Annotated in this window: 14 protein-coding genes; 8 read left to right on the forward strand and 6 right to left on the reverse strand. The window is 66.0% G+C overall.

All coding sequences use genetic code 11. The features are described from left to right. Entirely contained in the window at positions 1-1164 is a 1164-nt protein-coding gene (locus GY791_11345) for a glycosyltransferase family 4 protein (GenBank protein MCP4329019.1), read from the forward strand. A 25-nt stretch (positions 1165-1189) separates the two neighbouring features. On the opposite strand, the gene GY791_11350 is transcribed toward GY791_11345, so the two are convergent. Together GY791_11350 and GY791_11355 are read right to left on the reverse strand one after the other, a co-directional pair. Beyond that, positions 1190-2554 (reverse strand): glutamate--cysteine ligase, encoded by a 1365-nt coding sequence (locus GY791_11350; GenBank protein MCP4329020.1) that lies wholly within the window; start codon positions 2552-2554, stop codon positions 1190-1192. A 31-nt stretch (positions 2555-2585) separates the two neighbouring features. Beyond that, entirely contained in the window at positions 2586-3347 is a 762-nt protein-coding gene (locus GY791_11355; GenBank protein ID MCP4329021.1) for a 16S rRNA (uracil(1498)-N(3))-methyltransferase, read from the reverse strand. 125 nt (positions 3348-3472) lie between these two features. Here GY791_11355 and GY791_11360 point away from each other — a divergent pair, with 125 nt between their 5' ends. After that, positions 3473-4396 (forward strand): 4-hydroxybenzoate octaprenyltransferase, encoded by a 924-nt coding sequence (locus GY791_11360; GenBank protein MCP4329022.1) that lies wholly within the window; start codon positions 3473-3475, stop codon positions 4394-4396. Here GY791_11360 and GY791_11365 read toward each other — a convergent pair. From GY791_11365 to GY791_11375, 3 genes are all read right to left on the reverse strand, one after another. Then, complete coding sequence (locus tag GY791_11365; GenBank protein ID MCP4329023.1) at positions 4381-4620, reverse strand: DUF1289 domain-containing protein; 240 nt, start codon at positions 4618-4620, stop codon at positions 4381-4383. The genes GY791_11360 and GY791_11365 overlap by 16 nt on opposite strands. 295 nt (positions 4621-4915) lie before the next feature. Beyond that, positions 4916-5413 (reverse strand): hypothetical protein, encoded by a 498-nt coding sequence (locus GY791_11370; GenBank protein ID MCP4329024.1) that lies wholly within the window; start codon positions 5411-5413, stop codon positions 4916-4918. A gap of 58 nt (positions 5414-5471) precedes the next feature. Further along, positions 5472-6209 carry a hypothetical protein gene (locus GY791_11375; GenBank protein ID MCP4329025.1) on the reverse strand — a complete coding sequence of 246 codons (738 nt, stop codon included), beginning with the start codon at positions 6207-6209 and terminating at the stop codon, positions 5472-5474. Between the two features lie 213 nt (positions 6210-6422). On the opposite strand from GY791_11375, the gene GY791_11380 reads away from it, so the two are divergent. The 5 genes from GY791_11380 (at position 6423) to GY791_11400 (ending at position 11395) form a co-directional block, all read left to right on the forward strand. Then, positions 6423-7445, forward strand: a complete 1023-nt coding sequence (locus GY791_11380; protein MCP4329026.1) for a hypothetical protein — start codon at positions 6423-6425, stop codon at positions 7443-7445. 117 nt (positions 7446-7562) lie between these two features. Next, entirely contained in the window at positions 7563-8297 is a 735-nt protein-coding gene (locus GY791_11385) for a hypothetical protein (GenBank protein MCP4329027.1), read from the forward strand. 99 nt (positions 8298-8396) lie between these two features. Continuing rightward, positions 8397-8597, forward strand: a complete 201-nt coding sequence (locus GY791_11390) for a hypothetical protein (protein MCP4329028.1) — start codon at positions 8397-8399, stop codon at positions 8595-8597. A 105-nt stretch (positions 8598-8702) separates the two neighbouring features. Continuing rightward, entirely contained in the window at positions 8703-10211 is a 1509-nt protein-coding gene (locus tag GY791_11395; protein ID MCP4329029.1) for a UbiD family decarboxylase, read from the forward strand. Between the two features lie 143 nt (positions 10212-10354). After that, positions 10355-11395, forward strand: a complete 1041-nt coding sequence (locus GY791_11400; GenBank protein ID MCP4329030.1) for an endonuclease/exonuclease/phosphatase family protein — start codon at positions 10355-10357, stop codon at positions 11393-11395. A gap of 20 nt (positions 11396-11415) precedes the next feature. Here the strand turns inward: GY791_11400 and GY791_11405 are convergent, their stop codons facing one another. After that, complete coding sequence (locus tag GY791_11405) at positions 11416-11865, reverse strand: universal stress protein (protein MCP4329031.1); 450 nt, start codon at positions 11863-11865, stop codon at positions 11416-11418. 310 nt (positions 11866-12175) lie between these two features. Here GY791_11405 and GY791_11410 point away from each other — a divergent pair, with 310 nt between their 5' ends. Beyond that, the gene (locus GY791_11410; protein ID MCP4329032.1) at positions 12176-13531 is read left to right on the forward strand and encodes a TldD/PmbA family protein; all 1356 of its coding nucleotides are present in this window, start codon (positions 12176-12178) and stop codon (positions 13529-13531) included. The last annotated feature ends 1 nt before the right edge of the window (position 13532 follow it).

Here is a 13532-nt window from a genome sequence, read left to right on the forward strand (position 1 = left end):
GTGGAACTTCTCGGCATCGGATGGCAGCCGTCGACGGTATCCGGGTGGGGGATCTTCGGCGTCAATTTCGCCTACGAAGCGTTCAAGGCGGGCCGGGCGATGCCGTGTTTTCTGGTACAACCGAGCCGCTCCATCAACGATCTGGCCGATGAGCAACGCCAGGTACTCGCCACGATTCACGCGGCCACCGGTCAGGTTCTTACCAATATCAGGGGCCATTCCGAGACCGCCAAGGTCAGCTTCCCCATCATCGCCGCAGCCAACCATGATTTCGTCTCCCTCACGCCTCGCTCGACCACGGCCAACCACGCAGTCACATTCCAGGAACACAACATTCTGAGCGACGAAGGGCGCGTGCGTGCGCGGTCTTTCGATACCATCGTCGCGGGATCGACCTGGGTCGGTGACTGGCTGCGCGCGGAAGGTCTGGATAACGTCCGGGTCATATTGCAAGGGATCGACCACGCGCGCTTTCGACCGCGGCCCGAAATGAGCAACGAGCCCGGTCCGTTCCGGGTGTTCTCCGGCGGCAAGCTGGAATACCGCAAGGGGCAGGACATCGTCATCGCCGCCTTCCGCGCCTTCCATGCGCGGCACCCAGATGCGAAGCTCTGCTTCTGCTGGGACAATCTCTACCCGCGCTGGAGCGCACTGATCGAACACGGCGGGCTGGTGACGCGGCCGCCGGAAATCAACAGCAACACCAAGGACGAGATCGCGCGGTGGCTGGTCGATAATGGCCTGCCCTCGGGATCCTTCGACAATATCGGCATGGTCGCCAACAAGGAAATGCCCCAGATTCTGCAGGGCATGGACGCGGCCGTCTTTCCCAACCGCTGCGAAGGCGGTACCAACCTTGTCGCCATGGAAGCGATGGCCTGCGGCGTGCCGACGATCCTGTCGGCGAACACCGGGCATCTGGATCTGATCGGCGACGACAATTGTTATGTGTTGACCGACAAGGGCTCGGTGCCGTGGTGCCCCTCGCAAGGCAATGTCGAACACTGGGGCGAATCTTCGGTCGATCAGATTGTGGAAGCGCTCGACGCTATCTACAGCGACCGTGACGAGGCCCGGCGCCGCGCCGGGCGTGGTGCCGCGACATTGGCCGAATTATCCTGGCAGCGCCAGTCGGCTCTACTGCTCGACGCGATCGGATTCTGAGCTCGGGGGTCAGAACGCCAACCGTCTAATACGCGCATTCGGCATAGATGCGGTCGATGTCGCCGTTCCAGCGCTGGTGGTAGTCGTCGAGCAGGTAGTCGGCGGGCGTCATTCCGCTGTCCGCGTTTTCCTGCAGCGTGGCGAGGAAGCCCTCCTCGTTGTGGCCGATACGGTCTGGCACCGCACGGTGGCGCAGGCCTTGGCGGGCGATGGCAAGCACTTCGAGCGACAGGTCGCGCACCGTGCCGTCGCGGAACGGCGTCGCGAAACCGCTCTTCGGCACGTCGTCGCGGAGCGCGGCGTATTCCTCCATCGACCAGTCCTTGACCAAATCCCAGGCGGCGTCCAGCGCCCCCTGGTCGTAGAGCAGCCCGACCCACAGCGCGGGCAAGGCGCACAGGCTACGCCACGGACCGCCGTCGGTACCGCGCATTTCGAGGAACCGCTTGAGCCGGACCTCGGGGAAGATCGTGGTCAGGTGGTCGTTCCAATCGCCGGCGCTCGGAACCTCGCCTGGGCAGGCGGCCAGTTTACCGGCCATAAAATCACGGAACGACTGGCCGCTGGCGTCGATATAGGTGCCGTCGCGGTAGACGAAATACATCGGCACGTCGAGGGCATAATCGACATAGCGTTCGAAGCCCATGCCGTCCTCGAACACCCAAGGCAGGATGCCGGAACGGTCGGGATCGGTATCGGTCCAGATATGGCTGCGATAGCTGACGAAGCCGTTGGGCTTGCCCTCGGTGAAAGGGGAGTTGGCGAACAGCGCCGTCGCCACCGGTTGCAGCGCCAGGCTGACGCGGAACTTCTTGACCATGTCGGCTTCCGACGAGAAGTCGAGATTGACCTGGACGGTGCAGGTCCGCAGCATCATGTCGAGGCCGAGCGAGCCGCGCGTCGGCATGTAGGCGCGCATGATCTTGTAGCGCCCTTTCGGCATCCACGGGATGTCCTCGCGCCGCCATTTCGGATTGAAGCCGAGCCCGATCAAACCGACACCGAGTTCCTCGGTCACCGCCTTGACCTCGGTGAGGTGGACGTTGACCTCGTCGCAGGTCTGATGAATGGTCTCGACCGGTGCGCCGGACAATTCGAGTTGACCGCCCGGCTCGAGGCTGACCGAGGCGCCGCCCTTGGTCAATCCGATCAGCGTCTCGCCTTCATAGACCCCGTCCCAGCCGAATTGTTCGAGCCCCTGAAGAACCGCGCAGATGCCGTCGGGCCCGTCATAGGGCAGCGGACGATAGTCGGACCAGCGGAAGGCGAATTTCTCGTGTTCGGTGCCGATGCGCCATTGGTCCGGCGTCTTGCGCCCCTGTTCGAGGTATTCGACGAGATCGGCCTTGCCGCCGATCGGCTCGCCTTTGAATTGTGGAGGACCGGACATGGGCAGAGTTCGTTGATGTGGATGGCGCGGTTCAGCTGACGAAAGACGGCGAGGTTTGGCGCCAATCTCCCGCCACCGCCTGCAGGCAAGCCAGCGCCGCGATCGCCGCCGTATCGGCCCTCAAGATGCGTCCCCCTAAGCTGACCGCCGTAACAAACGGCAGTTTTCGCAAGGCGTCAAGCTCCGACGACGCATAGCCGCCCTCCGGCCCGGTCATGACCGCCCACGGGCCCGGACCGGCGGCGGCCAGAGCGGCGGCGATGGGATCGCCGCCACCGCTCTCGTCGCACCACAGCAACCGCCGTCCATCGGGCCAATCCCGCACTACATCGACGAGCGGTTGTAGGGCCGAAATCACCGGAACCGTCAGCCGACCGCATTGCTCGGCCGCTTCGATCGTCCGCACCCGCAGCCGGCGCTGGTTGATCCGGGTCACGACCGTGCGTTGTGTGACCACCGGCAGCAGCCGGGAGACGCCAAGCTCGGTCGCCTTTTCCACCATGTTTTCGACACGCCCGCCTTTGACCGGCGCGAACACCAGCCACAAATCGGGCTCACTTTCCTGGGTGCGGACGCGGCGTTCGACGGTCGCCGTCGTGCCGCGCTTGCCGTGTCCCTCGATCCGCGCGCGCCACTCGCCGTCGCGGCCGTTGAACAGGTGAACCGAATCGCCCGCCTGTTGCCGCATGACGTCTTTCAAATAGTGGGTCTGGCCGGCATCGAGGACGATGGCGGCACCATCGCCGAGGTCGTCGTCGACATGGAGCCTTTGATATCGATTGTCGCCGGCCATGGTCCCTCCGCTCGCCCTTGCCAAGCGCCGTCGCGTGGCGCAGTCTTTCCGAGACCGATCTTGCCTCGCGTCGTTGCCGGGTCAAGCACGCAGCGGCCGGGCCGACCAAGAAATTACCGGCGACGATGGCGCAATCGACTCCACGAGCACAGACCGACATCGCCGAAGACGGCTGGATCGACCGCTGGGTCCCGCGCCCGGCCCGTCCTTATCTGCGCCTGATGCGGCTCGACCGGCCGATCGGCACCTGGCTGTTGCTGCTGCCGTGCTGGTGGGGAATTTCACTGGCGCGCACCGGCACATGGCCGGACTTTTGGCTGATCCTTTTGTTCGGCATTGGCGCGGTGATCATGCGCGGCGCCGGTTGCACCTTCAACGACATCGTCGACCGCGATTTCGACGGCCGCGTGGCGCGCACCCGAACCCGGCCGATTCCAAGTGGAGATGTCAGCGTCCGCCGCGCGGTGTTGTTCCTCGGCGCGCAACTGGTGGCCGGCCTGATCATCCTGCTGCAGCTCGACGGCTATGCGATCGGGCTGGGCATCGCGTCGCTGGTGCTGGTCTTCACCTATCCGCTGATGAAGCGGGTCACCTACTGGCCCCAGATATTCCTCGGCCTGGCCTTCAACTGGGGCGCCCTCATGGGCTGGGCGGCGGTTCAGGGCGGTCTCGGCGCGGCGCCGGTGGTGCTCTATGTCGCCGGCATTTTCTGGACCCTCGGCTACGACACCATCTATGCCCACCAGGACAAGGATGACGACGCCCTGATCGGCGTCAAATCGACGGCGCTGAAGCTCGGCGCGGCGACACGTCCGTGGTTGTTCGGCTTTTACATCGCCGCCGCCGCCTTGATCGCGGCGGCCGCCGTGTTGGCGGGACTGGGCTGGGCGTTCTGGCCTTTATGGCTGGCGGCGGCGCTTCACATGATGCGGCAGGCGGCGTCTGTCGACATCGACGATCCGGCCGTCTGCCTCGCCACGTTCCGCAGCAATCGCGACGCCGGGCTGATCGTCCTCGCCGCCATTATCGCCGGTCAGCTGACAATGTGATCGCGGCGGCGGCGGCGCGGTCGGCTGTCCGCGGCGCTGGTCCGGCCGGCAGCGCGGCGGCGTGCCTTGAGCTGCTCGACGATCGCCAGGCGTTCTTCGTTTTCGGCGACCGGCCAGCGGCCGATCTCGTGGGCCGTCCGCATGCAACCGCGGCAATACCCGGTCACCGGGTCGAGGGTACAGACCGCGATACAAGGCGACGGGATGTCGGGCAGCTTGGCCATGGCCGCCGATAGCTATACCAAGGCTCGATGATAGGGACACATCTCATGGGTGCAAATCGGGTCATCCGGGCAGGCGCGGTGCGAAGCGCGATGCCGAGACATCGGGCGAGCGCCGCAACGCACCCGGGGGGCCGATTTGCCCCACCGAAGGCCGCGGCCTTTGGTCCGCTCACGGCGTTGCGGGCCGCTTGTGGTGGATCGGCACCACGGCGCGACCCGCGCCTGGTGAGCGGACAAAATCCCCGCGGTGAGATGGGTTCCTATCATCGAGCCTTGGTATTAGGACCTTACCCGGTCAAACGCAATCGGGCGGCGGGCGGCCGGAAAAGGCATAGGCGAATTGGGCATAGAAGCGCAGCCCCTCGCCGCCGCCGCACACCATCGATTGCGCGTCGTCGCCACTTCCCGGTGTCACGCTCAGCACCAGGACGAACAGCACCGTCACCGCCATGACGATGGCGACATAGACCGCGCCCGGCCACGGCGTGGCCGGCTCGGGCCGGCGCTGGATGACGCCGTGGGGCTGCGGTTGCAGGCGTCCGCGTTCGGCGTCGGCGACGACCGCGCGAGCGAAATGGCGCACCCATGGCGGCACCACGCCATGGAACATGTAGCGGACGAAGGCGCGCTCGATGGCCCGGTCGTCGCCACGCGCGCCGTGCCATTTGAACCAGGCGAGCCGGAACAGGTCGACCTCGCGCACGCACAGGATCTCCGCCGCATCCATCACGCGGCGCCGGTCGTCCGGCGCGCTGTTGCGAGTTGCTTTAGCGGAACCAAAGGGCGGCAGCATGGGGCTAGACCTCCGCCGCTATTCTATCCCCGTCGGCGCCGCGAACAAAGGCGCGAGATCAGATCTCGTGGAAGGCCCGGGCCCAGCCGAAGGGCGCCGCGTCGGCCCGCAACGCGCCGATGCGCCGACGCCGGATATGGCGATCGCCGATATTTTCGAGGACGAAGTCCTCGAACGCGATCTCCGGCGCCAATCGCCGGTGCACCGCGCCAAGCATTTCTTGCTGCTCGAGCGCCGGTCGCGACCTGTTCTCGGCCGGCATGGCGGCGAGCGGCACCATATCGCCGTCGTGGTTGAGGCAGCCGTGCAGGCTGGTATAGGCCCAGGCGGTTTCAAGAACGCCGCCGCCGTCGACCTCGATCCGCACCCCTTCCAACCGCGTATAGGCATAGTTCTCGCCCGGCGCCTCGGTGGTGTGCATCAGCGCCAGTTGGTCGCCGTCGAGCCACAGCACCGATAGGGCAACGGTCGTCCCCGGAATATGTTGCAGGGTCGAGGCGACCGAGCCGTAGGTGGTGATATGGGCCGAATAGACGGCGTCGAAATCGCGCAGCCGGGCCCGCAATACGGGAAACACGTCGCCACGGCCCGCATATTTGCGGGCCAATTGATCCGGCGACTGGTTGGATCCGCAGGCGATCACGGGCATGCGGCCGCGGGTCAGCGACGGCAGGTCCGCGAAATCCAAGGATGTCGCCGCGCCATCGCGGAAAACGAAGGATCCGGGCGGGATCGCAAAGGGATAGGCCATCGCCCGCGCCAGCCGGCCGGCCCGGTCCGGCGGAACCATGGTCATCGCCTTTCGATCTCCGGGAAACCGTTCCCCGATCGCGCGCCTGTTCGGCCCATCTCGCCGCCTCGGCTGATTGTTACCGGCATTCATTTAGCGTCACCCCCGGACGGAGACAACCAGCGCCGCCGCCACCGGCGCGCGAAGGGTGCCCTTCCGATACGATTCGGCTACACTCGGGCAAGCCGAAAAAACGGCAATGGGGTTGGGGAACTCCGCATGAGGGTGTTGCATTCGCTCGCGCATACGGCGGTGCCGTTGCCAATGATGGCGTCGGCGATCGCCCGCTATGGCATGCCGCGGCGTGCCAGGCGGGGCATCGAGGAGGCGTTGGTTGGGCGTGTCCTCAAGCCGCGCTACCGGGCGATGGAGGCCCGGCTCGATAACGGCGACGGCTTCTTCTTCCGGGTCTATGTGCCGTCACGGTTCTATCTCGCGCGGGCCAATCTCCATGCCCACAACGTCTTGCAGGCGACCGGCATCGGCGTCGCCGAGCGCCTCGGCTGCGGCTTCCTGCGCCATCACGGCCAAACCTATTTTATCATCGCGGACAAGGCCTGCGCCGGCACCTTGTGGCGGGACCGCGCCGGAAGTAAGGCGCTGGCGGCGACCATCGGCACGGAAATGGCACACCTGCATCGGTCGCCGGTTTCGTCGTTCAACGGATCCTCCCTGGTCGCCCATCCCCCGGTTCAAGACATCCTCGAACAGAAACTGGCGCAGGTTGCGGAATTTCCTGACGATCTCAGGGATCGGATGCGCGCCGACATCGCGGTGTTCCGGGACGCCGAGATTGCTGGCCCGTGGGCGCTCTGCCAGACCGATCCGACGGCACGAAATTTCATTGCCCGAATCGACCGAAAACCGATTTGGATTGACCTCGATACGATTCGCGTCGCCCAAATCTGGAACGCCCTGTGCGGGCTCCTGATGACCGGCAAGCCGTATGAGAGCGGCGTTATCGATGCCCTGTTCACTTCCTATTTCGCGGTTCTCCCCGACCAGGCGGAACCGTGGCGGCGGGCGCGTCTGCCCTGGCTGCGTCTGCGCCTCGGTACGCGTCTCACCCGGGCGGTCATCGGACCCGAGGTGCCCGAGAACAACCGCTGGGATTCGCCGGAATTTTGCCGCGCTCTCTATGACGCCGCCAGTGCGCTATCGGACGACGGCGGCCCTGAATCCCGCTTGGTGACGGCGCTGCATGCCCGCGCCGGCACCGTCACCCGCAAGCGCGCTTCGTGAAGTCGCGGTTGCGGCCGCCCACCCCGACACGCATTGCGAACGCGCATCGCCAAATCGGAGCTTGACGGATAGCCGTTCACCGCGTCGTTATGGCACCCGACCAGAGAGACCGGTGCGATGGCCGTTAAAAAAGCCGACTACGCCAAGATCTACCGCAATTTCGAAGCGCCCGTGTTGCGCTTCGACTGTGGCCGGATGTGCGCCCCTTTGAACGACGGCGAACCGGTCTGCTGTACCGCCGACAATGCGGTGCCGGTGGTCAACAAGGCGGAATGGAAGCTGCTCAAGAAGCGCACCGATCTGTGGCACCGCTTCGTGCCCACTGACGCCGCCGGCCGCGAGATCGTCGACGGTCTCGCCAAGAGCTGCCTGGCTATCGAATGCAAGGGCGCGCGCAGTTGCGAACGCGAGAATCGCAGCCTGTCGTGCCGCACCTTTCCGTTTTTCCCGTACATCACCAAGGAACGGGAATTCGTCGGCCTGGCGGTCTATTGGACCTTCGAGGACCGCTGCTGGGTGATTTCGAACCTGGCCAAGGTCGACCGCAAATTCGTCGACGAGTTCGTCGCCGCCTACGAGGCGGTGTTCCGCAAGGACCCGGAAGAATTCGACGTCATGCGCGACTGGACCGCGACCATGCGCCGCGTGTTCTCGCGCTGGGACCGGCCGATACCGGTGATCGCCCGCGACGGCGGCTGGGTGCGCGTGCTGCCCCATGGCGGCGGCATCAAGAAGGCGAAGAAAAAGCATCTCGGCAAGCACTGGCCGTTCACCTCGGAGAAGGCCTATCGTCGCGCGGTCAAGGAGGCCGGCGGCAAGGTGCCGAAGATCGACGGCGGGCTGCCTCTGTGACGCTGGCCGGCTGCGACGAGGGTCGGCGAAGGCGTCAGCGCATGCGGCGGCACAGTCGCTGAACAGCCGCCTTGCCGATCGAGTGGGACGAAAAAAGCCATGCCCCGAAACAGCTTCGAAAAATTCTACCTCGAAAAGGCCGCGCTTGGCGAAGGCTGCCGCTGCGCCGAGATGGTGGTCACCCAGCACGAACTCGAAGAAAACGCATCTCGGCGGGACATCGGTGAGCGACTGCCGCCGGTCCGGGTCGGACCGTGGCGGCGTTTTCGCCGCTGGCTGGCGGCGCGGTTGACCGGCTGACGCCGAATCGTTCCCGCCGCGTTCGGCCGAACCGGCCGCACATTTGCGATTTTCTTTACTTCATTTGCCGTTGGCCGGACCGCGACCCATCGCTAATGTGCCGCCATGCCGTACGCATCGCTCAGAGATTTCATCGACCGGCTCGACCGCGAGGGACGCCTGGTCCGAGTCGCCCACCCGGTGTCGACCGTGCTCGAAATGACCGAGATCCAGACCCGGCTGCTCGCCGAGGGCGGGCCGGCGGTGCTGTTCGAAAACCCGGTCGATGGCGACGGCGCGCCGGCGCAAATGCCGGTGCTGGTCAATCTGTTCGGCACCGTCGAGCGGGTCGCCTGGGGCATGGACCGCGTGCCCGGCCAATTGCGCGAGGTCGGCGAGACCCTCGCCTTCCTGCGCCAGCCCGAGCCGCCCGGCGGCTGGCGCGAGGCGGTCGAGATGCTGCCGCTGTTGAAGACCGTGATGACGATGAAGCCCAAGACCACGGGCGACGCCCCCTGCCACGAGGTGGTGCTGACCGGCGACGACGTCGATCTCGCCCAATTGCCGGTGCAGACCTGCTGGCCGGGCGAGCCGGCGCCGTTGATCACCTGGCCGCTGGTCGTCACCAAGGGCCCGGGCGATCGGCGCGAGGACGATTTCAACCTCGGCATCTATCGCATGCAGGTGACGGGACGGAACACGACGCTGATGCGCTGGCTGCGCCATCGCGGCGGTGCCCAGCACCACGCCCGGTGGAAGGCGGAGAAACCCGAACCGCTGCCCGCCGCCGTCGTCATCGGCGCCGACCCGGGAACCATCCTGGCCGCCGTCACGCCGGTCCCCGACACCCTTTCCGAGTACCAGTTCGCCGGCCTGCTGCGCGGGCGTAAGGTCGACTTGGTCGACTGCAAGACGGTGCCGCTCAAGGTGCCGGCGCAGGCCGAAATCGTCCTCGAAGGCCATGTCTCGCTGACCGAGTACGGCGACGAGGGGCCCTACGGCGACCACACCGGCTACTACAACGCGGTCGAGCGTTTTCCCGTGTTCACGATCAGCGCGATCACCCGGCGGCGCGAGCCGATCTACCTCTCGACCTTCACCGGGCGGCCGCCCGACGAGCCGTCGGTGCTGGGCGAGGCGCTCAACGAAGTGTTCGTCCCGCTGCTGCGCCAGCAATTCCCCGAAATCGTCGACTTTTGGCTGCCGCCCGAGGGCTGTTCCTACCGCATCGCCGTGGTGTCGATGAAGAAGGCTTACCCGGGCCACGCCAAGCGGGTGATGATGGGGGTGTGGTCGTACCTGCGCCAGTTCATGTACACCAAGTGGGTGATCGTGGTCGATGACGACATCGACGCGCGCGACTGGAAGGACGTGATATGGGCGATCACGACGCGGATGGACCCGGCACGCGACATCACATTGGTCGAGAACACGCCGATCGACTACCTCGACTTCGCCGCGCCCGAATCGGGGCTCGGCTCCAAGATCGGCCTCGACGCCACCGACAAGTGGCCGCCCGAGACCAAGCGCGACTGGGGCACGCGGATCCGCATGTCGGACGACATCATCGACAAGGTCGATGCCATGTGGACCGACCTCGGCCTGCCCGGCAGCGGCAAGCGGATCTGGAGTTAGCGCGACGTCGGGTCACTTGATCGGCGACGCACAAGGCGGCCGGCCTGTGGTAGGATTGGAACAGCGATGTCGGCGCGGACTGCGCGCCGGCCGGGGTTGGGGTCTCCGAACCAACGATCCGCACGCGGGTCGGGAGCAAACCCATGGCCTTTTGGTACGACTTCGAAAATGCACCCGAGCAGGTCCGCGCTAACAAGGCGCGGGTCGCCGACAATCTGATCCGGCTCCGCGCCCGCCTCGACGAAGAGGTGCCGCCCAAGACGGTTTTCGAATCGCTGCTGGTGGCGACGTGGAACATCAAGTGGCTGGGCCATTACGACCGGCTCGACGAGAGCCTGTGGTACATCGCCGAGATCCTGTCGCGGTTCGACGTCGTCGCAATCCAGGAGGTGCGCGCCGACCTGACCGACTTCAAGCGCATCGTCGAGCTGCTCGGCCCGTGGTGGCACTATATCCTGTCCGACGTCACCGAAGGCGATTCGGGGAACGACGAGCGGCTCGCCTTTCTTTATGATTCGCGCAAGGTCCGTTTCGGCGGTCTCGCCGGCGAGTTGGTGCTGCCGCCGATCGAGGGCGAGAACGGCGACGACACGCCCAACTGGCAGTTCGACCGCACGCCGTTCGTGACCGGTTTCAAATGCAGTTGGTTCGAGTTCATGGTCGCGACCGTCCATCTGCACTGGGGGCCCGGCGACCGCGAGAACCCGCGGCGAGTGCAAGAGGCCGACGCCCTCGGCCGCTTCCTCAAGGAGCGCCTCGAGAGCGGTAAGACGTGGGCGCCGCACCTCATCCTGCTCGGCGATTTCAATATCTTCGACACCGACAGCGCGGTCTACCGCGCGCTGATCGACCACGGCTTCAGCTTTCCCCACGAAGATCGGGGCCTGCCCGATACCGGCGCCGGCGTGGAAGACCGGTTCTACGACCATATCGGGTATCTGTTCGCGCCGGAGGCTCACATCGCCACGCCGGAGGCCGGCGTCCTAAAGATCTACGACACGGTCTATCGCGACGATCAGCAGGAAACCTATGAAGGCGAGCGCGGCATCGCCACGCGCGCCGATCCGCGCCGCTACTACCGGACCACCTTCCGCCGCAACGAGATGTCGGATCACTTGCCGTTGTGGGTGCAGTTGCGGATCGAGTTCCCCGACCGCTACCTCGAGCGCGTTGCCCGGTCCTAGAGTCTCATCGGCAGACGGACTCACTGCGTGACCAGGCAAGGACACGGGGCGAGGGCAATGACCTTTTGCGACACGCTACCGAGGAGCAGGCCTTCCAGCCGCCCCCGGCCACGCGTGCCCAGGACGATCAGGTCGGCCTTCTGGCGCTTGGCGGTTTGGATCAGTTGCCTTGCCTGGTCGCCATCGGTCGTCAGCGTCGTCATCTTGCCTTCCTGCGCGCCCGCCTCGAGGGCCTGGTTCCGGGCTTGATCGAGGACCGTTTGGCTCAGTTTTTCCATGATGCTCTTCGGGTTCTCTTTCAGATGCTCGGTTGCACTAATCTTCAGGACCTGATCGGCGATGGCCGAAAGCTGTACGACGTGCACGAGAACCAATTCGGCATCGTGATCCTTGCTTAGGCCGGCAGCGATCGAAACCGCCTTCAAAGCGGAATCGGAACCGTCGACGCCGACCAGAATCTTCCGGAACATGCTCGACCTCCTTCGCGGCGGCCCACGCCGAACCGATCGAGACGCGCGAGCCAAATGCGCACGGCGATTACCCGCCGCGCCGATTCACCTGTCGACGGCGCGGGTCGCGTGAATGGCCGACCCGCCCCACGACAGGGACCATGCCCCAGTTTAGACCAGCGGCGCGGTTTGACGAGCGGAGAATCGCGGCGCGCCCGCCGGCGACAAAAGGGTTGACGGAGCGGCGGGAAGCCCCGACATCTGAGCCGGCAACGACGGGTCACTACGAGAAATCGCGTCGCGGCCCACCGTATCAGGGAGCCTCACCGACATGCCGACATCCGCCGCCAGCCCAGACATCAAACGTGGACTCCTCGACGACCTGCTGACCAAGGCGCGGACGCTCGGCGCCGACGCCGCCGACGCGTTGCTGGTCGACGGTGTGGCGATTTCCCATGCCCAGCGGATGGGCAAGATCGACAAGCTCGAACGGTCGGAGGGCCAGGATTTGGGGCTCCGCGTTTTCGTCGGCCATCGCCAGGCCATCGTATCGACGACCGACCTATCGGCGGACAGCCTCGATGAGTTGACCGAACGCGCGCTGGCGATGGCGCGCGCGGTGCCAGAGGACGAATTCGCCGGGATCGCCGATCCAGACCAGCTGGCGACGGACCTCCCCGACCTCGACCTCTCCGCCGATGACGAGCCGACGCCCGAAGCTTTGATCGAGCGCGCCAGGGCGGCCGAGGAGGCGGCGTTGGCGGTGCCCGGCATTACCAATTCCGAAGGCGCCGAATCGGACTGGAGCCGGACGTCGGTGCTGCTGGCGGCGAGCAACGGCTTCATGGACGGTTACGACGTCTCGCGCCACAGCGTCAGCGTCGTGCCGCTGGCCGGCCAAGGCACGGCGATGGAACGCGACTACGACTACGACACCGCGGTCTACGCCGACGATTTGGACGATGCGGCGGAGATCGGCCGCCGTGCCGCCGAGCGCACCCTGGCCCGGCTTGGCGCGCGCAAGCCATCGACCGCGCGCGTGCCGATCGTGTTCGAGCAACGCGTCGCCGGCAGTCTGATCGGCCACCTCGGCAGTGCGATCAACGGCGCCGCGGTGGCGCGCGGGACCAGTTTCCTCAAGGACCGGCTCGGCGAGCAGGTTCTCGGTGCGGGGCTCATGGTGATCGACGATCCGCACCGCCGGCGCGGCTTGGCCTCCAAGCCCTTCGACGGCGAAGGGGTGGCCAACCGCCGGCGCGAAATCGTCGCCGACGGGCACCTCACCACCTGGGTGCTCGATCTGCGCTCGGCACGGCAGCTCGGCCTGGAAACCACGGGTCATGCCGCGCGCGGCACCTCGGCACCGCCGGGCCCGGCGTCGACCAACCTTTATCTGGAGGCCGGGGAGACCGGCCCCGAAGAGCTGATCCGGGCGATGGGGACCGGGTTCCTGGTCCGCGAGCTGATCGGTTTCGGCATCAACATGGTGACCGGCGATTACAGCCGCGGCGCGTCCGGCCACTGGGTCGAGAACGGCGAGATCGCCTATCCGGTCAGCGAGGTCACCATCGCCGGCAACCTCAAGGACATGTTCTTCAACATGGCCCCGGCCAGCGACCTCGAGTTCCGCCGCGGCACCAACGCGCCGACCGTGCGCGTCGACGGCATGACCGTCGCCGGCGCGTGAA

Source organism: Alphaproteobacteria bacterium, from assembly GCA_024244705.1.
Classification (GTDB): domain Bacteria; phylum Pseudomonadota; class Alphaproteobacteria; order JAAEOK01; family JAAEOK01; genus JAAEOK01.